General features: G+C 43.0%; 19 protein-coding genes. 10 read left to right on the top strand and 9 right to left on the bottom strand.

Translation table 11 applies throughout. The annotated features are described in order from the left end of the window. Nucleotides 1-40 precede the first annotated feature (40 nt). From G8O23_RS00455 to G8O23_RS00445, 3 genes are all read right to left on the bottom strand, one after another. Nucleotides 41-907, bottom strand: coding sequence for a Fe-S cluster domain-containing protein (locus G8O23_RS00455; RefSeq protein WP_166360591.1), 867 nt, complete (start codon nt 905-907; stop codon nt 41-43). Nucleotides 908-919: 12 nt separating this feature from the next. Beyond that, a complete protein-coding gene (locus G8O23_RS00450) occupies nt 920-1,342 on the bottom strand; it encodes a SoxR reducing system RseC family protein (RefSeq protein WP_166360589.1) in 423 nt (140 codons plus the stop codon). 689 nt (nt 1,343-2,031) lie between these two features. Continuing rightward, nucleotides 2,032-4,542 carry a S9 family peptidase gene (locus G8O23_RS00445; RefSeq protein WP_166360587.1) on the bottom strand — a complete coding sequence of 837 codons (2,511 nt, stop codon included), beginning with the start codon at nt 4,540-4,542 and terminating at the stop codon, nt 2,032-2,034. A gap of 181 nt (nt 4,543-4,723) precedes the next feature. Here G8O23_RS00445 and G8O23_RS00440 point away from each other — a divergent pair, with 181 nt between their 5' ends. Next, complete coding sequence (locus G8O23_RS00440; protein WP_166360585.1) at nt 4,724-5,698, top strand: Gfo/Idh/MocA family protein; 975 nt, start codon at nt 4,724-4,726, stop codon at nt 5,696-5,698. A 33-nt stretch (nt 5,699-5,731) separates the two neighbouring features. Here G8O23_RS00440 and G8O23_RS00435 read toward each other — a convergent pair whose 3' ends face one another. The 5 genes from G8O23_RS00435 to G8O23_RS00415 form a co-directional block, all read right to left on the bottom strand. After that, nucleotides 5,732-6,067: a cupin domain-containing protein gene (locus G8O23_RS00435; protein WP_166360583.1), complete on the bottom strand. Its 336-nt coding sequence runs from the start codon at nt 6,065-6,067 to the stop codon at nt 5,732-5,734. 11 nt (nt 6,068-6,078) lie between these two features. Next, nucleotides 6,079-6,258, bottom strand: a complete 180-nt coding sequence (locus G8O23_RS00430; RefSeq protein WP_166360581.1) for a (2Fe-2S)-binding protein — start codon at nt 6,256-6,258, stop codon at nt 6,079-6,081. 99 nt (nt 6,259-6,357) lie between these two features. Beyond that, on the bottom strand, nt 6,358-6,684 hold the full coding sequence (locus tag G8O23_RS00425; protein ID WP_166360579.1) for a cupin domain-containing protein: 327 nt from the start codon (nt 6,682-6,684) through the stop codon (nt 6,358-6,360). A 77-nt stretch (nt 6,685-6,761) separates the two neighbouring features. Further along, nucleotides 6,762-8,408 carry a hydroxylamine reductase gene (hcp, locus tag G8O23_RS00420; RefSeq protein WP_166360577.1) on the bottom strand — a complete coding sequence of 549 codons (1,647 nt, stop codon included), beginning with the start codon at nt 8,406-8,408 and terminating at the stop codon, nt 6,762-6,764. 199 nt (nt 8,409-8,607) lie between these two features. After that, nucleotides 8,608-9,537 carry an ATP-binding protein gene (locus G8O23_RS00415; protein ID WP_166360575.1) on the bottom strand — a complete coding sequence of 310 codons (930 nt, stop codon included), beginning with the start codon at nt 9,535-9,537 and terminating at the stop codon, nt 8,608-8,610. A gap of 290 nt (nt 9,538-9,827) precedes the next feature. Here G8O23_RS00415 and G8O23_RS00410 point away from each other — a divergent pair, with 290 nt between their 5' ends. The 7 genes from G8O23_RS00410 to G8O23_RS00385 all read left to right on the top strand — a co-directional run bounded on the left by G8O23_RS00410 (nt 9,828) and on the right by G8O23_RS00385 (nt 20,494). Next, complete coding sequence (locus G8O23_RS00410) at nt 9,828-10,313, top strand: hypothetical protein (protein WP_166360573.1); 486 nt, start codon at nt 9,828-9,830, stop codon at nt 10,311-10,313. A gap of 6 nt (nt 10,314-10,319) precedes the next feature. After that, the gene (locus G8O23_RS00405; protein WP_166360571.1) at nt 10,320-13,523 is read left to right on the top strand and encodes a T9SS type A sorting domain-containing protein; all 3,204 of its coding nucleotides are present in this window, start codon (nt 10,320-10,322) and stop codon (nt 13,521-13,523) included. A 616-nt stretch (nt 13,524-14,139) separates the two neighbouring features. Then, entirely contained in the window at nt 14,140-15,735 is a 1,596-nt protein-coding gene (locus G8O23_RS00400) for an RICIN domain-containing protein (protein WP_166360569.1), read from the top strand. A 462-nt stretch (nt 15,736-16,197) separates the two neighbouring features. Continuing rightward, complete coding sequence (locus tag G8O23_RS17500) at nt 16,198-16,320, top strand: hypothetical protein (protein WP_262888047.1); 123 nt, start codon at nt 16,198-16,200, stop codon at nt 16,318-16,320. 252 nt (nt 16,321-16,572) lie between these two features. After that, nucleotides 16,573-17,832: an RICIN domain-containing protein gene (locus tag G8O23_RS00395; protein WP_166360567.1), complete on the top strand. Its 1,260-nt coding sequence runs from the start codon at nt 16,573-16,575 to the stop codon at nt 17,830-17,832. A gap of 94 nt (nt 17,833-17,926) precedes the next feature. Continuing rightward, entirely contained in the window at nt 17,927-19,657 is a 1,731-nt protein-coding gene (locus tag G8O23_RS00390; RefSeq protein WP_166360565.1) for a COG3650 family protein, read from the top strand. 147 nt (nt 19,658-19,804) lie between these two features. Beyond that, nucleotides 19,805-20,494: a PmeII family type II restriction endonuclease gene (locus G8O23_RS00385; protein WP_166360955.1), complete on the top strand. Its 690-nt coding sequence runs from the start codon at nt 19,805-19,807 to the stop codon at nt 20,492-20,494. Here G8O23_RS00385 and dcm read toward each other — a convergent pair. Beyond that, entirely contained in the window at nt 20,463-21,713 is a 1,251-nt protein-coding gene (gene dcm, locus G8O23_RS00380; protein ID WP_166360563.1) for a DNA (cytosine-5-)-methyltransferase, read from the bottom strand. The genes G8O23_RS00385 and dcm overlap by 32 nt on opposite strands. A 653-nt stretch (nt 21,714-22,366) precedes the next feature. Between dcm and G8O23_RS00375 the strand changes: the two genes are divergently transcribed. Together G8O23_RS00375 and G8O23_RS00370 are read left to right on the top strand one after the other, a co-directional pair. Further along, entirely contained in the window at nt 22,367-24,625 is a 2,259-nt protein-coding gene (locus tag G8O23_RS00375; protein WP_166360561.1) for an RICIN domain-containing protein, read from the top strand. A gap of 212 nt (nt 24,626-24,837) precedes the next feature. After that, nucleotides 24,838-25,812, top strand: coding sequence for an RICIN domain-containing protein (locus G8O23_RS00370; protein WP_166360559.1), 975 nt, complete (start codon nt 24,838-24,840; stop codon nt 25,810-25,812). Nucleotides 25,813-25,861: the final 49 nt, after the last annotated feature.

Here is a 25,861-nt window from a genome sequence, read left to right as displayed (position 1 = left end):
ATCAGAAAACGTAATCGATATTCATTATTCTAAATGTTTACTATACACTTTCTGTTTTAACTTCCTCCTCCACCTTCTTTTTCTTGGGAGGGAAATTCAACTCAAGAATGGCACCCGTTGGGCACTCATCAACGCACTTGCGGCAAAGTTTACACTTGTCGTAGTCGATATAGGCAAGGAAATTCTCCAGCGTAATGGCATCGTGAGGGCAAACCTTAACGCACTTGCTGCAACCAATGCAAGCTACGGAGCATGATTTCTTGGCTACGCCACCCTTATCTTTATTGATGCAGGACACAAAAATTCGCTTACCCTTAGGGCCCTTTTTGCGCATCTCGATAATAAACTTGGGACAAGCCTTAGCACATGCGCCACAAGCAGTACATTTATCCTCATCTACTACAGGCAGGCCTGTTGCCTCGTCGATATAAATTGCATCGAAAGTACACACCTCTACGCAATCGCCAAGACCAAGGCAACCGAACTGGCAGCCCGTATCGCCGCTAAACAGGGTTGTTGCAACCTTGCACGATACGGCTCCGTTGTAGGCACTGGTTTTGGCTCTATGTTCGGTCGAGCCCGAGCAGCGAACCACGGCAATCATTGGGGTTTGGGCTACGGCATCCTTGCCCACCACCTTGGCTGCTGCTGCATAGGTTTCGTTACCTCCGGGAGGACAAAACAGGCCGCTAATATCATCTGCCTTAACAAAGGCATCGGCAAAGCCTCTGCACCCTGGGTAGCCACATCCTCCGCAGTTGGCTCCGGGGAGCACCGCCTCAACCTCGTCGATACGAGGATCCTCGAACACCTTAAACTTTTGGGCTACAAAGTAAAGAATTACCGCTGCCAGCACTCCAAGGGCGCTGAGCATTAACACGGTGTAAAGAATAATGGAATAACTCATGCTATCCTATAATTAAGTTGATTCAATTTCGAAAGTGAAGTGGTTCGATATCTTATCTTTAAATAGATACAGAATGTAATAGTATGGCACTAGAATGGCAAGCGATGCCAACCCAGCCTTTCCCTCACTAACATTGAGGGAAGTAAGCGTTACCAAAACCGTAAGTATGGCAACAAAGGGCAACACATAGCCCAGTAATAACGCTTTAAAACCTAGGGATTGCTTTAGGATAACCCGAACGCTCTCACCTACCTTAAGGTTGTGGTTAGGCTTACATACGTGAACATGCTTTTCAGCAGTATCGGACAATCCGCAGGCGCCCTTAGCATGGCAGCCAGCACAAGCCGATTGGCTTATGATGCTTACAACAATGTTGTCCGAATTAATTTCCTGAACCCTACCGAGATGATCAACGGTTTTAATCCTTTTAGCCATTCAGTAATCGTTTGAGAATCGACTACAAAAATAATTTTCTTTAACTTTTGATAATAATGAAGTGGAGGGAAGTTTACAATTTAGTTTGATTATAAATAAGTGTTGTAGAACAGCGATTGATACAATAGACACGATAACAACAATATAATTTTACAATAGTGACCGACTCAAATAATAAGATTACTTTCAGTGACCTCGCAAACTTGATTCTTCACTTCGTTCAGAATGACAGGTGTATATTATATTTAGTGGAGGGGAGGGTCAGTTGGCCTCGTTGTTCTAGAACGAGGCCAACTGACCCTCCCCTCCATATCCACTTAAAAGCATATACCTGTCATTCTGAGCAAAACGAAGTGAAGCGAAGAATCTTATAATATCTTCAAAGTGTTTGTCAGTCACTAGTGATAATTTTACACTAGTGTCCGACTAAGTCTTTTTTAAAATGATAATAATGTAATAGATTTCTCGCTTCGCTCGAAATGACAGGCTGTTACGCTGTATGGTGTGAGGGGGTGAAGGCGGCTACGCCGCCTTCACCCCCTCACACCCTTAGACATCTTGAAAGTACTGTCATTTCGAGCGAAGCGAGAAATCTATATTTATTTGTCAGTCACTAGTGATAATTTTACAAAAAAGAGGCTGCCCAGCATTAATCCGAGCAGCCTCCTCTATTTTTCAATTACACTAAGCTATCGTTTCAGTTCAATATCCCTATTTATCTCAAGCATATCGACATTGGTAGAGTAGTCGCCCAGCAGGTGCTTGGCAAAGTAGTCGGCTGTAAGCCAGAAGTGGTACTCCATCATATCGCCATAGCCGTGCCGCTGACCGGGGTACATGAAGAAATCGAAACGCTTATTTGCCCTAATCAATGCATTAGCCATACGGATGGTAAGGCCTGGATGAACGTTGTTATCAATCTCTCCAGTAGTTAGCAGAAGTTTACCCTTTAGGTTCTTAGCCAGCTCCGAGTTCTTGTCGATGTTGTACTCAAAGGTGGTTTTGCCCGTGGTATCAGTCACCTCCTTCACGCCATGGTGCTTCTCGCTCCACCAACGATTGTAGATGTTATTCTCATGGTTACCCGCATTGGAAACAGCCACCTTGAAGAAATCGGGGTAAACCAGCATGGCGGCAGTTGACATAAATCCTCCACCCGAGTGGCCATGAATACCCACCTTGTTGATATCGATAAACTTGTGCCTGTTGGCCAGCTGCTCGGCAGCCGCCTTCTTATCGGCTAAGCCATAGTTGCGAAGGTTTCCATAACCGTAGTTGTGGTACCACTTGGAACGGTTGGGGTGTCCTCCGCGGTTACCCACGGTAATTACAATAAATCCCATCTGCGCCAAACGATCGGTCCTGTCCATACGAGCCGAGAACGACTTGTCAACCGCTTCGGTTTGTGGCCCAGGATAAACGTACTGAATTAGCGGATATAGCTTGGTAGAGTCAAAATCGAATGGTTTGTACATCACACCATAGATATCGGTTTTACCATCATCGGCCTTAACTTTGAATGGCTCGGGGAACTGATAACCAGCAGCAAATAGCTGGCTAAAATCGGCCTCCTCCAAGTCCATTATCTTGGTGCCCTTGCTATCCCTTAGCTCCGACTTGGGTATGGTGTTAACCCTAGAGTAATTGTTAACAAAGAACTTATTGTCATCATCCATAGAAACGCTATGGTTGTAGTTACCTGGGTTTAGTAGCTTCAAACCCGAGCCATCAAAGTTTATGCTATAGAAATGCTCGTAGTATGGATCCTCATTGGGTTGAACCCCGTTGGCAGTAAAATATAGCACTCTGTTTTTCTCGTCGATGTTAACAATTCTATCGGTGTGATATGGGCCGGAGGTAATCTGGTTCTTCAGGTTACCCTGTCCATCGTACAGATAGAAATGCGCCCATCCATCGCGCTCTGACCAGTGGATTAGCTCCCTACCGCTATTCACTACACCCAGCGGGCGAGTCTCAACGTAGGTATTGAGGCGTTCCTCTATTATAGTTTTAACCTCACCGGTTGTAGGGTCAACTTGGCAAATATCGATTCTTTTCAAATCGCGCGAGGTGCGGGTGAAGTAGAAGTGTTTATTGGAATCGGCCAACCACTTGCGGGCAACGTAATCGTCGTCGCGCTCCTTGCGCAAACGAGGAGCCGCCTGAATGGAAAGCGTTTGATCGGGGAAGGCATCTGTTTTTACCTGCACTGGCAGCGAATCAATAAAGTTGAAAACCAGCATCTCCTCAACAGGTGCATTCTTCTCGCCGGGCATATGGTACTTGTACGACTCGAGAGTTGGACGAGGGTTCGAAAGGGATTTGATAACCCACAGATCCTTAACCTTGCGCATATCGGAACGGGTAAGAGCAATCATTTTGGAGTCGGGCGACCACAAAGCCCAAGCGCCCTTGCGCTTGTCCTTGTTCTTCTCCTTCTCCACATTGTCCTCTCCTCTCCAGCTCGAACCGTAGCTGTAATCCTCTTCACCATCCCAAGTTAGCTGATGCTCAACTATGGTAGAGTCCTTCTCATTCTTAATGGCTTTCTCGTAGCTCTCCTTATCCATCCAGAATAGGTTGTGGTTGCGGGCAAAAACAACCTTCTCGCCATCGGGCGAAATATTTGCCCAGTCGGGTCTATCCTTTGGCTTCTTATAATCGTCGAGCATGGTAAGCTTGCCCGTTTTAATGTTGTACTCGAAGTACCAGGTCTTCTTATCGGGTTTGCCATTTTTCCCTTTATTGCGCTGGCCTTGCTTTTCGGTCATATCATCCTCCTCGTCATCCTCCTTATCCTCATCAACCAGGGTGCTCTTTATCTCAAACTGAATTACATCCTCATTATCCAAAAACTTTAGGTTTCGGATGGGAATATTCTGTGCATCGAATGGGTCGAGCGTAAGCCTGGAGATATCGGCAGCCATCTTCACGTTGTCGAACATTAGGCTTTTTGATTTTCGAGCCGGATCGACAATGTAATAATTTCGCCCCTCGCTGGTCTCGTAGGTGTACCAAAAGCGGGTGCTATTCTTTAGCCAATGGGCATCAACCGAAGTGCTGTAAACCATTTTTCTGATACGGTTTGGCGAAAACCGCGAAGCCAACTCGTAGTTTGCTTTCGTAACGGGCTCATTCTGCGAAAACGAAAAGAGCGTTGCAAAAGAAATTAGAAAGGCCGATAGAAGAAATCGTCTCATAAAATTTTAGGTTTGATTAACTGATATAATGTATAGTGCTTTCTTTTTAACTGATGTTTGATAGCGATTCCCTGTTGGGGTTTAATCTGGCTAACGATTCAACACTTAACACAACAACACCATAATATCTAAATACTACCCTATATTTGCATTTAGGTTCTCATAAATGTAGATAGTTGTGATGGAAAAACAATGGAATTGGGGCATAATTGCGCCCGGCAAAATAGCCGAAAAGTTTGCATCGGATATAAAGCTGGTTGATGGAGCAAACCTATATGCTGTTGCATCGCGAACGCTTGGAAAAGCTCAAGCCTTTGCCAACCAATTTGATGCTGAGATTGCCTATGGATCATATGAGGAGTTGGCAGAGGATCCAAATGTTGATATTGTATACATCGCATCCCCACATCCTTTCCATTTCGAGCACTCATTACTCTGCCTAAAAAACGATAAGCATGTGCTATGCGAAAAGCCTATGGGAATGAATGCTCAGCAGGTTGAAGAGCTTAGCAAAGTTGCAAAAGACAACAATCTTTTTTTGATGGAAGCACTGTGGACCAAGTTTATTCCCTCGTTTCGGAAATGTTACGAGTTGGTGCATGAGGGTCATATTGGAGAGGTAAAGTACATTCAGGCAAACTTCTGCTTTAAGGCAGAATACGATATTAGCAAACGGCTATTCAATAAGGAGTTGGGTGGTGGCTCGCTGCTCGACATTGGTATCTATCCAGTTTTCTTTGCCTTGGAATTGGCTGGCAAGCCCGATGAAATTTTAGCATCGGCAGTAATAGGAAAAACTGGTGTTGATGAGAATTGCAATATTGTTTTCACCTACAGGCAGAAAGGTATTTCCGCCAGCCTATCCTCTTCGTTTCAGGTGAATACTCCTTCCGAAGCTCTAATTGCTGGAACAAAGGGATACATCAGAATGTACAGTAAATGGCATGAGCCAACCAGCTTAGATGCAGTAATTGATGGTCATATCCATCATTACGCTTTCGATGAGTCAGGGTTTGGTTATCAGTACGAGATTGAAGAGGTGATGAACTGCCTGATTCGAGGCGACTCGCAATCGACAGAATTCCCGCTAGCCAAAAGCCTTCGACTTCACGAAACCTTGGATAGCATTAGGCAACAAATTGGATTAGAATACTAAAAAAGGGAACCGAAATACGATTCCCCCTATGCTTTACAAAGTCCTTTTGGTTTGTGGATTTGGCGTTTTGGCCACAAGTATTCGAACCACATCTTTACTCTCATTGCTAAGGTAATGCACAATATCCTTGGGACTTTCAATAATCGTATCCTTTGGATATGCAATGGACTCATCACCAACATGGATTGTTGGATTGCCTTCCAGCACATAGAAGAATACATCAACAGGCGTTTTATGTGGCTTTAACGATTCGCCTGGCTGCAGCGTGATGTGAATAACCTGCGCATCGGGGTGGTTGTACATTTCGCGAACGTCAACCTTATGGGGTGTATCCTTAAAAGGTGCATCCGATAGATTTCTGGTATTCATATCAAATATTTTTATTTTGACAATTCCTCGTCGAGTATGTCCTGGATATCATCCTCGCAGCTCATGCACACTGTGCAGGCCTCGGTTTCGTTCTGGATATCCTCAAGGGTTTTGCAACCCTTCTCGTTGATGGCGGCTACAATCTGTCCACGGGTAACCTCCATGCAGGTGCAGATAATTTCGTTGTCCATTGTTTGAAATTTAAAGTTTGAAGACGGAAGACAGAAGAGTAAGGATAATCCATCCGTCTTCCGTCTTCTGGCTTCCGTCTTCTGAATTCCGTCTTTCCCCTACTCCTTAATCATCGTTAGTAACATCTTAAACTTCTCGGTAGCCTCCACGCTGTGGGGAATGCCAGCAGGCATAATAATGGTTTCGCCGGCAACTAAATCGTGACCCTCGCCGCCAATCACAATGCGGGCTTTACCCTCGAGCACCTGAACGGTGGCATCGAATGGTGCGGTGTGGGTGCTTAGGCTCTCACCCTTATCGAAAGCAAATAGTGATATATTGCCCGTTGGGCGTTTTAGCACGTTTTTGCTAACAATTCCTCCGCTGGAGTATTCAACCTCGTTTACAAAGCTGAACTTTTGGCCTTTTACAAATTCATTTGACATATTTTCTGTTTTTAACGCAAAGGCACGAAGACGCTATAAATATTTATTTGCGCCTTCGTGTTTTAGCGTTTAAATTATTACCCAATCATCATCTTGATATCCTCATCTACTGTAGTAATACCTCCAATACCAAAATTGTTCACTAGCACGTTGGCAACATTTGGCGAAAGGAACGCGGGAAGCGTTGGGCCTAAATGAATGTTTTTAACGCCTAGGTAAAGCAGTGCCAGAAGAACGATTACGGCCTTTTGCTCGTACCATGCAATGTTGTAAGCAATTGGTAGCTCGTTAATATCGTTTAACTCGAACACCTCCTTAAGCTTCATGGCGATAACGGCAAGAGAGTACGAGTCGTTACACTGACCAGCATCGAGCACGCGAGGAATTCCTCCTATATCGCCTAAAGGCAACTTGTTGTAGCGATACTTGGCACAACCAGCGGTTAGGATAACAGTGTCTTTTGGTAGCTTCTCGGCAAACTCGGTGTAGTAGTTTCTGTCCTTCATGCGGCCATCGCAACCAGCCATAACCACAAACTTGCGAATAGCGCCCGACTTAACAGCATCAACAACCTTATCGGCAAGAGCAAACACCTGTGCGTGAGCAAATCCACCAACAATCTCGCCTGTCTCAATCTCAACTGGGGGTTGACAAGTTTTTGCCATCTCAATTATTTCTGAGAAATCTTTCTGCTTACCGGGCTCACGGTTAGCAATGTGCTTGCTACCAGGGTAACCTGCTGCGCCAGTTGTGAATACCCTGTTTTTGTATGTAGATTTTTCGGTTGGTGGTACAATACAGTTGGTAGTGAAAAGGATTGGCCCATTGAAAGTCTCGAATTCCTCCTTCTGCTTCCACCAGCTGCTACCGTAGTTACCCACAAAGTGCTTGTACTTTTTAAATGCTGGGTAGTAGTTGGCCGGTAGCATCTCGCTGTGAGTGTACACATCAACACCAGTTCCCTCGGTTTGAGCAAGCAACTCCTCCATATCCTTAAGGTCGTGACCGCTAATTAGGATACCAGGTTTATTGCTAACGCCAATGTTAACCTTGGTGATTTCAGGATTTCCGTAGCTTGTTGTGTTGGCCTTATCGAGAAGAGCCATTGCAGAAACACCAAACTTACCAGTTTCGAGCGTAAGGGCAACCAGCTCATCAACGCTAAGGTTTTGGGTAGTTGATGCCAAGGCACGCTGCATAAACTCGTAAATGGTTACATCCTCATGACCAAGGTTGTAGGCGTGCTCGGTATAAGCCGCCATACCCTTTACACCGTAAATGATAAGCTCTTTAAGCGAGCGGATATCCTCATTAGTTTCAGAAAGTACGCCTACAGTTTCGGCTTTTGCCTCGTACTGATCGGGAGTTCCTTGCCAAGTACAACCCTCAAAACTATCGTTAACGGTTACGCCCTGCTTTTTGCACTCCTCGCGAAGCGAGTTGCGAAGCTCAAGACCACGGGTAACACGATCGGCAATCACCTTCTTGTCGAAGTTGGCGTTGGTAATGGTCATGAATAGCCCATCGAAAATGAACTTGTTCACAATGGGGTTCTCATACTTTTTCTGCTCACGTAAAGCGGAGCTGTAAACGCTCATCCCCTTAAGGGTGAACATTAGAAGATCCATAGTTTTTGCTAGGTCGTCGGTTTTTCCGCATACACCTTTTATGGTGCAACCGGTACCTTTTGCTGCCTCTTGGCACTGAAAACAGAACATGCTCATAGTTGTAAGTTTTTAAGTTAGCTTGTTAAAATGATTGATTGATTGATTGGTTGATTGGTTGGTTGTTAGTTGTTAGTTGTTAGTTGTTAGTTGTTAGTTGTCAGTTATCGGTTGTCACCAGAACTGATTACTGATTACCGATTACCGATTACTGATTACTGATTACCGATTACTGATTACCGATTACCGTTCTACCGTTCTATACCCAGCTGCTCTCCACTACCTCGCCCTGAATGCCAACCGTAATTAGTTTGATGGGTACCTTGCGTTGGGCTCTATCCATAGCCATTTTGGCTAGCTGAAGTAGGCCGCCGCAGCAGGGAACCTCCATCTTCATAACGGTAATGGTATCAATCTGCGCGCTATCGATTAGGGCTGTAATTTTTTCAACGTACATTTCTTTATTGGAGTCGAGCTTAGGGCAAGCAATGGCAAGGGTTTTACCCTTGAGATAATCGCTATGGAAGTTCCCCATAGAGAACGCCACGCAGTCGGCAGCTAACAATAGGTTCGCCCCCTTGAAGTGTCCCGAATTGGGGTTGATTAGGTGTAGCTGAACAGGCCAATGCGTTAGTTCCGATTGACCCGAGACCATCGCATTGCCATTGTTTGTTGCTGATGCAGCACCACCTCCAAAGGCACGTGCTGCCGAACCGGGACATCCTCCGCCAGCGTGTTGATGATGTGCTTGGGGTTTGGGTTGTGGAGTGTTATCGCCACATCCACAGGCATCGGCCTTTTGGTGATCATGCACAGCGTGCAGCACATCCTCAACTTTAAAGTCAAACTTATCTTGATTTGCCAAGAGCCACTCTACGCCCTGACGCAGGTATTCCTTCTCGTTATAATCTTTCAAATGCTTTAGGTGGGCAATTACGGTGTTTTTGCCATTGCCAACCATTTTGCTAATGGTAAGCACCTCATCGTAAGCCTCGGCCTCGCGATGCTCAATGGTAATTGCGCCCACGGGGCAATCGCCAATACAGGCGCCAAGGCCATCGCACATCAACTCGCTAATAAGTACTGCCTTGCCGTCAATCATTTGTAGGGCGCCCTCATGGCATCCGGTAACGCATAAGCCACATCCGTTGCACAGGTCGCGGTCGATTGTAATAATATCCCTTTTCATATTTGTAGTGTTTTATTTTTTCGTTTTTTGTTTGAAACCTTTCTGCGGTTTCGCACTACAAACATACGGTATGGGGTAAGGGAAAAATGTATCATATGTTACAACATTGCGTTTTTATAATTTCTTGGTGATCTTTTCAAGAATTAAGAACACAAGTATTGTCAAAAAAATGACCGTTTAGAGGTCTTTCTACACTAACTCGCAATCAGATAAATGCAATTCAGGCCACAGGTTATTGGCAACATTAGAAAATAGTTCTACTTTTAACCCCTACAACAAACCCAATAACTATGCACACCAAAATTGTCCTTCTACTCACTATTACTATGTTTTGGAGTTGTAGCCGCCAACAAGCTGCAAAAACATCAACACCTCAGAAATTAGACCCAATAAAGATTGAAGTTAATTTCAATCCCGATAAATCTGCTGAATTTGTTATTACAAATCAATCCAACAGTTTAATCAAGATTTTTGAACACTATAAACTAGCAATTGAAAAGCAAGATGGTGATAATTGGATTCCACTTCGTATTTTGCATTGCCCATGCGGCGCCCCTTGCGCAAGACCTGCTGAGTTTATTGTACTACAACAAGGTGAAAATCTCAACAAAAAATGGAATTTAGATGAAAGTTGGTGTGGCGATACAACTAATACATCGATCCCCGAGACTATTACCAAACCCGCTCAACCAGGGATTTATCGTATTGGGGTACTGTACGGTATATCAAATCGAGAAATTAACACCTTTTACAATGAATTTACTCTAAAACAATAATTACCTATGAACAAATTTTACGCTACACTTCTGATTATTTGCGCTTCAGTTTTCACCGCTAATGCGCAAGACTGGATTGAACAATTCCAGTCGCCCAAAACATCAAAAAGTAACGAGAACCTTTGGCAAATGCAGAAAGAGTTTAACGATTACTGGAGCAATTACGATGTTAAAAATGGATATTACTATATAGACGGCAAAAAACATAAAGCAGGCGGATGGAAACAATTTAAGCGTTGGGAATGGTTTTGGGAAACCAGAGTAGACCGAGAGACAGGAAACTTCCCTTCGGTTAACACCTATAGAGTACAGCAAGATTTTTTAAAGGTGAAGAACGCTAAAGGTGAGGATCTGGCTGACTGGCAAAGTATGGGCCCGAGCAGTTCTGCGGGAGGATATGCGGGTGTGGGTAGAATAAACTGCGTTGCTTTTCATCCAACCAACCCCAATGTTTTTTGGGTAGGAGCCCCATCAGGCGGATTATGGAAAACCATTGATGGCGGACAAAGTTGGGAAATACTAACCGACAACCTACCCGTTATTGGCGTTAGCGAAATTGTGCTGGCTCACGACTACGAAACGAGCAAAACCATGTATATTGCCACTGGCGACCGCGATGCTGGCGACAACTACTCCATAGGCGTGCTAAAAACCACCGATGATGGACAAACCTGGCAAGAAACTGGTTTTAGCCTTGAAGTTTCAAGTAGGTATAGAATTACTCGTATGCTTATTCATCCTAGTGATCCTAACACGTTTTGGGCATCAACAAACGGGGGGCTCATAAAAACCACCAACGCTTGGGAAACGTTTAATGTTGTATCATCTGGGGTTTTCTTCGATATAGAGCTCCAACCCAACTCAAACGGGGAAGTTCTTTATGCTGCAAACTTTTCTAACAAAACAATACTGAAATCGACTAACTCGGGCGATACTTGGTTGGAGGTGCATAGTTTGCCATCATCATACCGAGTAGAATTGGATGTTACCCCAGCAAACCCCGATGTGGTTTACGCTTTAGCCTGCGACACCCAGTATGGGTTGGATGGTATTTATAAATCAATCGATGGAGGCGATACCTTCAACCAAATTTATGGGGACCAATCGACTGACTACAACCTATTAAACTGGGATGTTAGCACATCATCAGGCGGACAGGGATGGTTCGACTTAACCCTATCTGTTTCACCAACAAATGAAAATACAGTGTATGTTGGTGGTGTCAATACTTGGAAATCGACAAATGGTGGGGAGTCTTGGAGTATTGCAAATCACTGGTACGGTGGATATAGCGTCCCTGCCGTTCATGCAGATAAGCACTACATGACATTTAGAGACGAGAACACCTTTTTTGAAGCCAATGATGGCGGTATATACAAAACTACCGATGGCGGACAAACATGGATCGACCTAACCAACGGACTGGTTATTAGCCAAATGTACAGACTAGGCGTTTCGCAAACAGTAAAAGACGAGGTAATAACAGGCCTACAGGATAATGGTAGCAAGCTTACTTCAGCAGGCAACTGGTGGGACGTAAAGGGTGGAGATGGTATGGAGTGTATTATCGATTACAAAGATGTAAATGTACAGTATGCTACCTATGTAAACGGACAAATAGACCGAACCCTTAACCGATGGAATTCAAGGAGTAACATTACTGCAAACATTCCTGGCGGAGCTCAAGGTGCATGGGTTACACCCTATCTTATCGACCCAATTGACAACAAAACCCTTTACGTTGGCTATGCCGATGTTTGGAAAACTACTGATAGAGGGGATAATTGGGAAAAAATATCGAACCTGAACATAACCTCTAAAATCAGATCAATGGCAATTGCCGAGTCTAACCCCGAGTACATCTACATTGCCGACCTTTATAACATCTATAGAACAAACAATGGAGGCGAAATTTGGGAAAACATCACCAGCTCATTACCATCTAATTACAACTCTATCACATACATTACTGTTGATAACATCGACCCAAAACATATCTGGATTACCAGCGGTGGATATATTAATGGTCAAAAAGTTTACGAATCATTTGATGGTGGTACCACTTGGGACAATATCTCTGGAACAAATCTGCCTAACGTACCAGCCAATACTATTATTGAGAATAAGCTTTCGAGCGGCCAGCAGCAGCTATACTTAGGTACCGATATTGGAGTTTTCCTTAAGGAAGACAATAACGAATGGATACTATTTAGCAACAACCTCCCATCGGTAGTGGTTACCGAACTCGAGATTCATTACGATTTGGAAACGCCCGAAAACAGTGTGCTATACGCAAGTACCTATGGTCGGGGGCTTTGGAAATCGGGATTGGCTCCCTTCAAGTCTCCGGCATTAATGGTGAATCAAGTTGATGGTCCTTTCTACGTTTCAAATGAAGTGGCTGCAAACCATTCCATTGGCTACTCAATTAACGAAACGTTTACTGAAAATACATTTACAGTTTACCTTTCCGATAAAAATGGCGATTTTTCATCGGCAGTAGCCATCGGTGATTTACAGACGAACGAAGGGGGTACTATTGACTTTGTGATCCCTGCAGGAACGGAGTCTGGCTCGGACTACAGAATTAAGTTGGTGTCTTCAAACCCTGTTTACGAAAGTGAGCCAAGCAATAGTTTTAGCATTGTACTAGATAACGAAAAACCAACTGTAAATATTAGCAGTGGTACAGGAGATAACACCCAACTATCAAGTTTTAATGTTTACGTTGAGTTTAACGAAAACGTTAAAGGATTTGAGCAATCGGATATGCAAGTAACAAATGCCGATATAACTGAATTTGATGACATTACAGCACCTAAATACCGTGTTAAGATAGCCCCCATAGCATCGGGAACTGTAAGCGTTTCCGTACCTGCTAATGTAACCACCGATATTGCAGGTAATTCCAACACCGCCTCTAACGAATGGTCAACGATGTACACCGTTACTAGCGTTAACAATGTAACTACAAGCGGATTATCAGTTTACCCAAATCCATCCAATGGACACATAACTTTAAATTACGACCGACCTTTCGAGAAGATCACCCTGTCGGTATACGATATTACAGGCAAACTGCTTGATACCCGCTCGCTACACGATGCGAACAAAGCATCTGTTGATTTTAGCAACCTACAAAAGGGAATGTACATTCTTAAAATTAGAATTGACGATAAAGAAATCAATAGCAAGATGATCATTGAGTAAGCAGAGGCCATTTAAAAAGTTTTTTATGTTTCTGTGAATTGAATACTTGAAAAACTTCTAAGTTAGGTTAACCTAATTAAAAGAGGGTGTCTAGGAGCTTTAGGCACCCTCTTTTATAAAACAAAAGTTTAAGCAGCGTCTAATCAATCCTGATTCTATACACCCCAAAATACTTACCATCATATTCAGGTTCGTTTCTATTTGGTTTTAGTAGCCTGTACAGCAATCACGGCTTTATCAATCTTGTTAACTCGCTATTCACCCCATCCACCCCTTTGGGTAACTTCAACAAGCCATAAGTCCATAACCTGCTGTTAATACCTGTAGATGTTTTCCAGATGAAAACCCAATTCCTGCATCTAACAGTTTTAATAAAATTACTTAGCAACTGTTAAAGTTTTACATTATAAATTAACAGACTTGCCGGCAGCTCTACGATCTGCCTTCGGCAGTAAGGCAGGAGCCCTTGTCCCACTCCTATATCTACCCTATCTCATTGCTCCACCTACATTGACACAAAAAAAAACTATCTAATAAAGATAAATCCGTTTACTAAAAAAATTCAAAACTCATCTTAATTGCAACCAATAAAGTATACATAAAATATTTAGTTCATATGAAGCGCACAAAACTCATCGTACTAGGGATGGCAATGCTTTTTGCTTTGCAGCTACACTCACAAACCCCAACCGAAATGCCCACGGGCAAAAAATTCTACATCCAATCGGCCATGAACTATGGTAAGAACAACGGTGGCTACTGGGATGTTCCTGGCTATCCCAATGAAATACAAAAAGGCTCCAATATTCAGGTTTTCGATCTTGATGAGGGGCACGACCGCACTTTTACTCTTCACAGGTCATCGCCCGAAGGATATTACGAGATTCAAATAGGAAACACATCCAGGTCCAGAATCGATATCCAAGGAGCAGGCAAGGGTAATGGAACTAGCGTTAAAACATGGGACCGGAACGGTAAAGATCACCAGCGGTTCCTATTTCACCACTTGGGCAATGGCCGCTTTAAAATTTTCGATAAGAATAGCGGAAAAGCCATCTGCCTAGCCGGCCGTAGCAACAGCAATAGATCCAACGTGCATATTTGGGGCGACCACAATGGCCCCTGGATGGAATGGTATCTTATTGATGTGCAAACCAAAAAGCCATTTATACCTAAACCACAACAGCAGCAACAGCAGCAACAACATAATAATATGATTCCTTTACCTGAGGGTAAAGTAGTTGTACCAAGTGGTTATAACGTGCAGGATGTTGAGGTGAGATTCTTTCTGGATAAATATAGAAACACCCCCATAACCACAAAACCTAATGCTAGTGGATACTATAGTTTTCCCAATGCCCAAATTGACGAAAACGACTGGCATGGTCTGGTGGTTGCCGTTGCAGATGGTTTGGTGTCGGATCATTACGCCTACCATAAAACCATAGCCCCTGGTAATATTGAGCTTAAACTTACAGTCCCAAAACAGGGTTCAACGCTAATATATAGCCAACACCTAGGAAATCTTGAGTTTACCTCAAACTCAAAATATCTTACAAATGTTAAGGGTACAGTTGTTAGTGATCGTGACGATTTTTTCTTCCGCAACCTCACCAGAGAAACCCCACAGAAAAGCAATCTAAGGGAGCTAATTGGCGTTTCGGGTACTGAGGCCAAAACCGATAAGGAGATATACGACATAGCCAAGCAAACCTGGGAATTTTTTGGTAAAAAGAATAGATCAGTGATGGGAAATGCTCCCGATGATGTAAAAAAAGCATTCGATGAGAGTCTTAATAGAGAACGGATTAACGGCCCAGTAACGTTTTGGACAACCGTAGAGCAGTTTGTCGATATTTACAACAAGTATGGCTTTATACCTGTAGGTAACTGCACATCGTATGCCCTAACCTTTGCAGCATTTCTTCGTGTGGCAGGCATACCAGCTAATAAGATGGCGGTTCAACGTATGCACACCAATGCCCCCTTATCCTCGGAACACTGGGCGGTGATTATTGAGATGAATAACGTTTGGTACTGGTTCGATCCTCAACGTAGCAGAAACACTCCGTTTCCAAGTTTTGAGCGGTTAACATCTATTCCATCTACACATTCAATTTATGAGTACCATATTCCATTCGAAATAGTCACCTTGCCTGGGAGCACCATTAATTACGTGCCACACTGTGGTGAAGAGGGGGTAATAAAATAGCTGTTAAACCTTTGTGGTGGAAGGACACAATGTTGGCAAAAACTTTGGTGCACCTATGTGAGCCGAAAAAACCTAAAAAGTATTTGGGTCTCCACCAGAAAGACAACACAATTTGAATAACAGTGCTGAAAAGATAACTATAAAGATAAGCAATGAGGACAATGGTAAATGGTAAAATTGTTGAAGGGAATTTTGGCGCACCAAAATGGTCCAAAACCCAAAACAAGTTTTTATTATTAAAGTAGGAGAGCAATTCAATCCGATTGGTAGAGTTATAATTTTTCAGGGTATAAGCCTTTCAACTATTACAATTATGAGCCACAGACTACCGAGCTGTGGTTCTTTTTTAATCAGTATTCATTAATCACAAAAAAAGTAGGGCACAACAAAATTGTTGAGAAAAGAAGATTATCGTTACATAAACAAGATTCACTTCTTTTACTCACCCTTTTATTCTATTTTATGAGAATAATTAAACTGGTTATTGCTGTGCTGCTGGCAAGTGGTGCTTTGCATTGCTATGCTCAAAATGTGGCTGATATGGAAACGTGTAAAAGTTTTCACATCCAATCGGCGATGAACTAGGGCAAGAACAATGGTGGATATTAGTACATTCCGGGCTATCCCAAAATCGATTCCCAGAGATAACCATCAATACCAACCTTAGCGAAATGCCCATGAGTGCTTTAGGATCTGATTGCCAAATCGTTAAATTCAACCACGTTTTACTAGCCTGTAAACCACACCAATACACTTACTTGAAAAATAATCACAATTTAGTTTCAAAAAACCATCACAATTGCAACAATATGTCAACTTAATCTAACAACAAACTATATGAGAAAATCAATCTTAGCTTTACTCGTGCTTTTGGTGTGCAACGCACTTACTGCCAAAGCCCAAACTACTGTGCCTATGCCAGTGGGCAAAAAGTTTTACATCCAATCGGCCATGAACTATGGCAAAAACAATGGTGGCTACTGGGATGTACCCGGCTACCCAAAGGCTATTGAAAAGGGGTCGAACATTCAGGTGTGGGATCTGGATAGCGGGCACGATCGTGAGTTTACCATACTGGCCACCAATGTTAAGAACTACTACGAACTTCAGGTTGGCAATACCTCAAACGCCAGAATTGATATCCAAGGAGCTAAAAAGGAGAATGGAACAAGTGTAAAGACTTGGGAAAAGAGTGGTAAAAGTCATCAAAAGTTCCTTTTCAAGCACTTAGGCAATGGTAAGTTTAAAATTTACGATTTTAACAGCGGCAAACCCATATGCCTAGCTGGTAGAAAAAATGCCAATGGTACCAATGTGCACATTTGGGACGATCATGATGGCGCTTGGATGGAGTGGTATTTAATAGACACAAAAACAAAACAAGCATTCATCCCCCAAACAGCCAGCGCAACCCCCGATTTCTTTATTAAGAACAAGCACTTTAAACACACCTCGGGCACAATGGTTGGCCGCTCCGAGGGTAAAGCCAGCGTTGAGAAGATTGAAGGCAGTAAAATATTTGTTAGGGTTGAAGGAACTAACTACAACTCCGATGTACCTCCCGGGGAGCCTACTGAAAAACCATTTAACCATGTAATGGAGATAACCTATGAAAAAGGGAAATACATCTACATACCCGATGTTTTTGACGCAGGCGAAATTAGTGCCGATGGAAAAACACTTTCCTTCTCTGGCGACGCCTACGTTGATTTTACTGTGGCTCGTCCCCCATCGGAGCTAAAGGGATGGATTGAAGCGACAGACAACTACTCGCTTGATCCATATCTAAAAAAAGTGTCGTATGCCGACATAAAAGCCGATGACAACAACACCATTGCCACTGAGGTTAGTAAGCTTATCGCTAACGATCAGGCAACACTAGTTGTACAAATGATTAGTAGCGTAGCCAGTAATAATGATCTAAAGGTACGTAAGCACGTGTATAGCGAACTCTCAAAAGCAACCTACAAAAAGCAAAGCGGAATTATTAAAATGACCCTTAATGCTGGTCTTAATAATCTTATTGCGAAAGAGCCTGCTCAGGAAGCAAAAAGTTTGCTACAAGATATTCAAAGCAAGATGATAAACGCCAAATAGCAAATTATTACTAAATACCTGATGTTGGTGTTGTGCTAAAGGGTTTGCACAACACCAACATTTTTTGTATCATTAAAACCTTAAAAATACCAGTATGAAAAAAGCAATCACACCCTATGCCATAGTAATAGCAGCCTTGCTAACTATGGCATTTACCAATGCTAACGAGAGCATAAGAAAGTTTATTAAAACTAACTATTTCGACCTGCCCTTTGGCAAGATAAAAGAGCTAAAAGCCCAGCTACAAACCACCGATATTGAGCTGCTCCCCACCCAAAGTGCTACCATTCTGGGCAATTATCTGTTGCAAAAAGTGCTGGAAACGCCAAATCCATATGGTATCAATATGCGGAGTAACTACTTCTGGAATATCTACAATGCCCTGCCCTCGTTTGTAAGCGCCAAGGAGCGACACACAGGGTACAATCAAGGGACACGCGAATACTCAGCTAGCGAGCAACTTATGGCCTATGCCATCTACAGAATAGATAGAAGCCCCAAGAACCTAAGGCGGATTTTCGAGCTTTTTAAACCAACCCTCACCACGCTGGTTTCGCCAAGCGTTTACAAGGAGTTGGGAATCGAGGCTTACGTTCACCAAGCAGTTGGTAGCTACATGAGCATTTCGCAAACCCCAAACTTCGAAAAACTTTTACAAGATGCATTCAATCAGGTTGACACCACCACCGGCAGTTTCTCATGGGAGGGCAATAGCCAGTCGTTCCGTAAGTTCGAGAACTCTGCCTACGGTTTTTCGGTTGATGAGGTTAACCAGATTATTGCAAGCCATCTTGGACTCGATCGCTACAACGACATGATGTACTCGCCCTGGCTCTCGTTCTGGATGCGACGCAACCACGAGGGCAACGTGGACGAGGTGCTGAAAATCCTAAACGAAATAGATGCAATTTATAACTCTCAAACCCAATCAGACAATTCAGAGGCCTACGGCCATGAGGTTTCGCACCTCCCCCACGATGGAACGATTGTGAATTTTGAGCGCTGGAACGACAGGAATGGAGAAAATGTTGTGATTCTCTCGGAGAAGTTTGAGGAAGTGGCATCATGGGGACCACCTTCATCCAATATCAGTCTTTATGCCTACCATTATGCCAATTCTGGTAATGGCTTCAACCTTATTAGTACCCATACCGACTCACAACTCGACTGCGATTTTGAGAACAGGGCAAGATTCATGGAGAACGAAACTAGAGTAACTGATGCTGACAACAATGGCACCTCGGAGGTTACATTTATTTACCGCACAGGCTGTAGCAGCGAGCTCTCGCCTGATGGCCTAGTGCTTGTAACCATGGAGAACGGCAAAAAATTTACTGTCGAGGGTTCGACTAGGGTAAATCTGGATGCTAGCATACCCGCAATGGGGGGCGAAACCAATATCAGCCAGGAATTTCACAAGGCCGACTACCGATTGCTCCGTAATGCGCTCGAAACTTGGGAGGCTCAACAGGAAAATCACCATGCAACCACTAGTCCAAGAGCTTACCAGCTTAGCGAGCTAGTAAAGTATCAAAATCTTATTATGTTTGGGGTTGAGCCATTCTGGAGTATAAGGTTACACCCCGACAAGTTCGTGTTTTCTGAACTCTCCAGCGAGGGTATTTGGTACAAATTCATCAGTATTTACGATATTGATGGAGGTTATACAATTGTTGCCGAAGGGCTCAACTCTAACGATACAGCAGAACTTACATTTAGCGAGGGGACATGCTACGATGGCATGTCAGATTACACCTACCCATACAAGGTGAGCCTAACGCTAAAGGGAAATACTTACGAGGGGTGTGGAAGATGGGCTGAGTAGAAATTCCTTTATTCGCAGATATACTACTTGGGCTAGGAATTTTCTCCTAGCCCAACTAGTTTACTCCAAGCCCATTCTAGTATTGAAAAATTATTACCTTTGATTCAAAATCGTTTGCATATGAATGAAAAGGAGTAGCTAAAACGAATTGTAGATTATTTTGAAAACAACATCTTCAAAAATCACATCGCAATTTCTCTTACCAAAAACGCTACCCTACGATCATACAACATCAACCCAATTGTTGTTAAGTATCTTTCCAAAATCCTTGAGGGAAACTATAGCCCTGAGGGCGTTGCAAAAGCCCTTTACTATCCTCGTGTGCTTGGCACCTCAATAAACACCTCATTTGGAACTAGGATACAAAATATGTTTGTTGAGCTAGATTTAGCAAGCGGTTCCCTAATAAAGGGGATGGACATTGAATTTGTTGATAAGATTGATGGCCGCAAAAAATGGTGTCAACTCAAATCGGGACCAAACACCATAAATTCTGAAGATGTTAAACCCTTGATTCAAAAATTCTCAAAAACAATTAACCTTGCACGAACAAACAAAGCCTTACAAGGTATAAGCAATTCCGATTTTGTAGTTGGTGTTCTTTACGGAAAGCAGCATGAGTTCAGCATGCACTACAAATTAATAGACAAGGTCCACCCAGTAATAATTGGCAAAGAGTTTTGGCATAGATTAACAGGATATGAAGACTTTTACAGTATGCTAGTCGCCTCGTTACATACAAGTATAAACAGTGTAGATACTGAGGATCTCATTAACAGGGGTTGCACCAAGCTAGCCGATGAGATTAGAAATTCACCACTTTTTGACTTTTCGTAGCGTAATACTCGTTGAGAAACTTTATGAGAGAATACCCTATTTCTTCTCCCAGGTTTACAGGAACCGCATTCCAAATCTGCTTGTATTGCTGCGCCATTGGCCCAGCAAACATCCAGCTATCGGGAAAAGTTTGAATTCGAGCATATTCTCGAACCGTAAATGGGCGAGTCTCATCGGGGTGACATCTCTCGGTTTGCTTCTGAGCAGGGTTACATGTCAATGTCAACGATGGCTCATCCCAACCAATTCTTCGAGCCATCCCCGTTTTGCCTCCCCCCAGGTAGAAGCTTCCACCCATATACTCTTTTTGGATATCAAGAGGCAGGTCGCGCCAATATCCCTTTGGAGGAACCAAATCAAGCACCTCCTTTTTGTACTTGGGATACTTTGCGCCATCTGAGCGAGGCACATCGCTATCGAACAGGTCGCCCTTTTTCAGGGCATCTTTCAATGTGTAAGTTTTATTGTGGGGGCTTGGGTACTCAAACTTAATGTCAATATCTTTTCGTATTCCAATCAGAATTAATCTTTCTCTTTTTTGGGGCACTCTATAATCAATTGCCCTAAGCACCTTTACAGGAACAACATTATACCCAATCTCATCAAGAATTGAGATCATCCCTTGCAAAGTTTTACCCTTATCGTGGCTAAGGAGACCCCGCACATTCTCGCCAAGGCAAACTGGTGGGTTAACCTCTTGTACAACCCTGGCAAATTCGTAAAACAAGGTACCACGAGCATCCTTCAACCCAAGTTTTTTCCCTGCATAGCTAAATGCCTGGCAAGGAAAACCTCCAGTAACAAGATCTGCCTTATTTTTATAGAAAGAGAAGTCAAAATTTTTAACATCACCCTCTAGAACATTCCAGTTGGGCCTGTTCTCTTTTAATGTTTGGCAAGCCCACTTATCAATCTCATTTAGCACAACACACTTTAAGCCAGCCTTCTCAAGACCTAATGCTAATCCTCCAGCACCAGCAAAAAGTTCAACGACAGAATACTCTGCTTGAGCCTCAACGAAGTTAGACACATTATCGTCGGCATTCTCAGGAAACAAACTTCCCATTAAGGCCTTAATGTCCGATGCCTTATACACCCGGTAATTGGAAACAGGCTCACGAACGGCATTCAGTATCCCCTCCTTATCCCACCTACGCAACGTTTCTTTGCTTTTACCTATTAGTTCAGCAGCCTCCGACAATGACAAATACTCTTTCATATAACCATATTATTAAACCTTACACAATGGTTACAAATATAGGAATTTTTATAATTCTAAAAATGTTGTAAACATACATTTCTAGTGTAAATAATAATTTCAGTCATAAGCCTGACTGAATTATAAAAGGTTGGGTATTCCCCTTGAAACGATTTTTCGCAAGATTATTATTTAAACCCAAGCCTCACAGCAAAGCAACTCCTCCTTTCCATCTGGCTGTAAAAAATGTTACGCTACAAATGGTTGCTGGATGCCCCTAAATAGTTTGTATTTCCACAAATGAGAAACGAATTGCTAACAAAGATTATGCTACAGCCATGTACTCTCTACTTCCTTAATGACACACATAAATCTCATTAATCTACCACCTATCGATTAACAATCTAATAGAGTCAACCCGAGCACTCAGCTCATCATCCTAATAACTATCGATTTAGTGTAATGGTTGTAAAACACCATAACTGAACTGAATACTACATTTTTAAAAAATATGCTAGTACTAACTAAAGGCTATTATTACAAAAAAATTAATGGCTGATTAAAAGTTTTACCGTTTTACGAATAATCGTATCATTCAATTCAAATCACCACTTAACTAGCAACTATTATATTACTTTTAGAGTAAAAGTCAGTAAACTTAATTCCACTAAAATATGAGAAGCCTTATTATCACCGCTTGCGTTATGCTTAGTTTGGTTATGCATACTATTGCCCAAACCCCAACCGAAATGCCAACGGGCAAAAAGTTCCACATTCAGTCGGCAATGAATTTTGGTAGAGATAACGGCGGATACTGGGACATTCCAGGTAAGCCAGGCGCAATTCAACGAGGCTCAAACATTCAGGTTTGGGCGCTTGATGATGGCCATGACAGGATGTTCACACTTCATAGTTCACCAGAGAAGGGTTATTACGAAATACAGATTGGCAATACGAGTAGCTCTAGGGTCGATATTCAGGGACGAGCAACAGCCAACGGAACCAGCGTAAAAACATGGGATAGCAACAGGCAAACCAACCAGCGATTCATGTTTCAGCATTTAGGTAATGGGCGATTTAAAGTTTTCGACCGCAATAGCGGAAAAGCCCTATGCCTTGCGAGCCGAAATAACGCCAACGGAACCAATGTACACATATGGGATAACCACAATGGTGCTTGGATGGAGTGGTACCTTATAGATGTTCAAACGAAAAGGCCATTTATCCCGGGCACAACCCATACCCCGAGCGAAGTAGAGGGGTCAATCTCAAGCAATGAGGTAAGATTAGGTGCAGGCGAACAAATGGTTTTGGGAAAGATTGGACTTTTTGAAAATGGCAACGTGAAATACACCTTCTCGGTGGTACGCAAAGCAAATAGTAGCAAAGAGGTATATAGAAGACGAAATTTGCCATACCAATCCAATGTGCTATCGGGTGGTGGGGTTATGAATATTGATCAGAATCCACCAGAGCACGACCTATACGATTACTTCGTAATTTTTAACGGCAAGCGATTTGGCCCATACGACAGGATTGTGGAAATGCACCACCTGGAGAGCGATATCGATAAGTGGATTTCGGCCTGTGGCAAGTTTGTTAGCTTTGCTTTCCAAAAAGGAGATAAATATTTCCCCGTTATTGCAAATGTAGAAGATACATATCCTTTTCGTGGCCCTCACGCATCTCCCGTTTTCGATGTTAAATCGGGTAAAAACACAAGAATACTCCGATGGTCTGAAACTGATGTTCGCCTTAAGGAGAACGATATCTTCCGGATTAGGGGGTGGCATGCTCTAAGGGATTTAAGCTACTCGTCCGACGGAAGCAGGTTGCTTTACGTAGGAATCGAAAAGCAGGGCGAACATGCATCATTATTTATTAATCATGAGAAAGTTTCGGGTTCGTTAGCTGTAGGCCCCGCAGGCTTTATTCCCAATACAAATATTCACTATTTCCTGAATGCTGAAAAGCTAGTAGTTGGTTCACGCAACCTAGACCTTCCCGGACCAGTTCATGGTAGGCGTTGGTTTGTTGGCGATTATATGATTATCGCCCCCCGGGTTAGCGACAATAATAATTTGTCCAAACAGACCTACATAATAATGGAGTACAATTACAAAACGGATGAGCTAAAAAATATCGAGGGATTTTTTGACGATGTACGCATAATTACTGCCAAAGGCTCATCAACTCCATACTACTCAACCTTTACTTCCAACGGCGATGCTGTGCTGCTTAAGCAGGGTGGCGAAATTATACAAAGGGTTACTAAGGCTCAACGAGGCGAAAACTATGTGAATTTTGCCGTTAGCAAAAATGGTGATATACTAGCCGAATATAAAGACACAAAAGAAAGAGCACACGTACTGCTTAACGGAAAAGTATTTGATGCTGTAGGTTACACCGAGCATAGCCCAAGAAGAGTAGAGTTTTGCGAGGTTAGCTCCAAGCCTATTGTTGATATAACCACAGGTAGAAGGTCTGCAAACGATAAAAAGACCCGTTTCATTATGGGCGATAAGGTTTTGGATTTCGATTACGATTCTCAAACATCAATCTGGCATGAGATATACAGAACAACAGAAAGTGATATTTACGTAATTAGGAGGGAACCCCTTAATGGCAACAGGGCTGTAACAAGGATTACAATTCTTAAAAACAACCAGCCATTATACACCGAGCCGTTTACAAACATTGCAAGCTTTAGCCTCTCATGCGATGGAAACAGGTCTGCACTAATAGCAAACCAAACCCCTAGAAATTTCATGGGGTATATTCCGGAGAATAACGTAATGCACGAGAAGTGGGAACTGATTATTGACGGGAAAGCGGTTGACGGAAATTTTGGAGCACCAGCTTGGAGCAAGAAGAAGCAAAAATTCTTGGCACTGAAACAGGAGGGCAATACAATTCGGTTGGTAGAACTGTAAAGGGTGCTTCAATAGCCTTTAACTTCTCAGTCAAATGAGATAATCATTCTTACAAATAATCGAAGAGTTTATCGGTGCCTCAGCCCACTAAAGGTTGGGTGCACCTTATTTGCAGGTTGAACGAAAATAAAGCTAATTATCTCTTTCAATTCTTCAAAAAACATCAACTAATAATTTAAAAAGTTCTATAAACTAACTTAAATCATATGCATATGAAACGTACTTCTTTAACCATCTGCCTTTTACTGCTATTTGGCGCACAATGTCTTAAAGCCCAAACCCCAACCGAAATGCCAACGGGCAAAAAGTATTACATTCAGTCGGCCATGAACTTCGGCAAGAATAATGGCGGCTACTGGGATGTTCCTGGCTATCCAGATGAGATACAAAAAGGCTCCAACATTCAGGTATTCGACCTTGATCAGGGACACGACCGCACTTTTACTCTTCACAGGTCATCGCCCGAAGGATATTACGAGATTCAAATAGGAAACACATCCAGGTCCAGAATCGATATCCAAGGAGCAGGCAAGGGTAATGGAACCAGCGTTAAAACATGGGACCGGAACGGTAAAGATCACCAGCGATTCTTATTTCACCATTTAGGCAATGGCCGATTCAAGATTTTCGATAAGAATAGCGGAAAAGCCATCTGCCTAGCAGGCCGTAGCAGCAGCAATAGATCCAACGTGCATATTTGGGACGATCACAACGGCGCCTGGATGGAGTGGTACCTTATTGACACCGACACCAAAAAGGCATTTATCCCCCAGCCTGTTAGCAGAACCCCAGATTTCTTTATCAACAATAAAAATTTTAAGTACAACGCCACCACAATGGTGTCCCGCGCCGAAGGAACTGCTACGGTTGAGGGTATAAGCGGAAACAGAATAACCGTTCGCATTGTGGGAACCAACTACAATTCCGATGTGCCTCCAGGACATCCTACCGAAACTAATTTCGATCGAAAAATCGAGATTACATACCAGAATGGGAAGTATATTTATATGCCCGATATTTATACCCCTGGAGAAATTAGAAACGATGGCAAAACCTTATCCTTTTATGGTGGTGCAGCGATGGAGTTTACCGTGGATGACTCTGTAAAGGGAAACGCTGTAAGCCGCCCATCACAGCGCCAAACCAAGAATGAAGCGCAAGGAACCATTAAGGGAGGACGTCGCTAGAAACTAATGATATAGACATTAAAGATGGGCTGCTTTGGGGTAGTCCATC

The sequence above is a fragment of the Perlabentimonas gracilis genome, assembly GCF_011174675.1.
GTDB lineage: Bacteria > Bacteroidota > Bacteroidia > Bacteroidales > Tenuifilaceae > Perlabentimonas > Perlabentimonas gracilis.
This window is presented reverse-complemented; position numbering and strand designations above follow the sequence as displayed.

Excerpts from the sequence above, each read along its gene's own strand:
- G8O23_RS00430 (WP_166360581.1), bottom strand. The coding sequence starts at position 6,258 with ATGGACAACGAAATTATCTGCACCTGCATGGAGGTTACCCGTGGACAG.
- G8O23_RS00445 (WP_166360587.1), bottom strand. The coding sequence starts at position 4,542 with ATGAGACGATTTCTTCTATCGGCCTTTCTAATTTCTTTTGCAACGCTC.
- G8O23_RS17500 (WP_262888047.1), top strand. The coding sequence starts at position 16,198 with ATGAGAATAATTAAACTGGTTATTGCTGTGCTGCTGGCAAGTGGTGCT.
- G8O23_RS00400 (WP_166360569.1), top strand. The coding sequence starts at position 14,140 with ATGAAGCGCACAAAACTCATCGTACTAGGGATGGCAATGCTTTTTGCT.
- dcm (WP_166360563.1), bottom strand. The coding sequence starts at position 21,713 with ATGAAAGAGTATTTGTCATTGTCGGAGGCTGCTGAACTAATAGGTAAA.
- hcp (WP_166360577.1), bottom strand. The coding sequence starts at position 8,408 with ATGAGCATGTTCTGTTTTCAGTGCCAAGAGGCAGCAAAAGGTACCGGT.
- G8O23_RS00415 (WP_166360575.1), bottom strand. The coding sequence starts at position 9,537 with ATGAAAAGGGATATTATTACAATCGACCGCGACCTGTGCAACGGATGT.
- G8O23_RS00370 (WP_166360559.1), top strand. The coding sequence starts at position 24,838 with ATGAAACGTACTTCTTTAACCATCTGCCTTTTACTGCTATTTGGCGCA.
- G8O23_RS00435 (WP_166360583.1), bottom strand. The coding sequence starts at position 6,067 with ATGAATACCAGAAATCTATCGGATGCACCTTTTAAGGATACACCCCAT.
- G8O23_RS00455 (WP_166360591.1), bottom strand. The coding sequence starts at position 907 with ATGAGTTATTCCATTATTCTTTACACCGTGTTAATGCTCAGCGCCCTT.
- G8O23_RS00410 (WP_166360573.1), top strand. The coding sequence starts at position 9,828 with ATGCACACCAAAATTGTCCTTCTACTCACTATTACTATGTTTTGGAGT.
- G8O23_RS00390 (WP_166360565.1), top strand. The coding sequence starts at position 17,927 with ATGAAAAAAGCAATCACACCCTATGCCATAGTAATAGCAGCCTTGCTA.
- G8O23_RS00395 (WP_166360567.1), top strand. The coding sequence starts at position 16,573 with ATGAGAAAATCAATCTTAGCTTTACTCGTGCTTTTGGTGTGCAACGCA.
- G8O23_RS00440 (WP_166360585.1), top strand. The coding sequence starts at position 4,724 with ATGGAAAAACAATGGAATTGGGGCATAATTGCGCCCGGCAAAATAGCC.
- G8O23_RS00375 (WP_166360561.1), top strand. The coding sequence starts at position 22,367 with ATGAGAAGCCTTATTATCACCGCTTGCGTTATGCTTAGTTTGGTTATG.
- G8O23_RS00405 (WP_166360571.1), top strand. The coding sequence starts at position 10,320 with ATGAACAAATTTTACGCTACACTTCTGATTATTTGCGCTTCAGTTTTC.
- G8O23_RS00450 (WP_166360589.1), bottom strand. The coding sequence starts at position 1,342 with ATGGCTAAAAGGATTAAAACCGTTGATCATCTCGGTAGGGTTCAGGAA.
- G8O23_RS00425 (WP_166360579.1), bottom strand. The coding sequence starts at position 6,684 with ATGTCAAATGAATTTGTAAAAGGCCAAAAGTTCAGCTTTGTAAACGAG.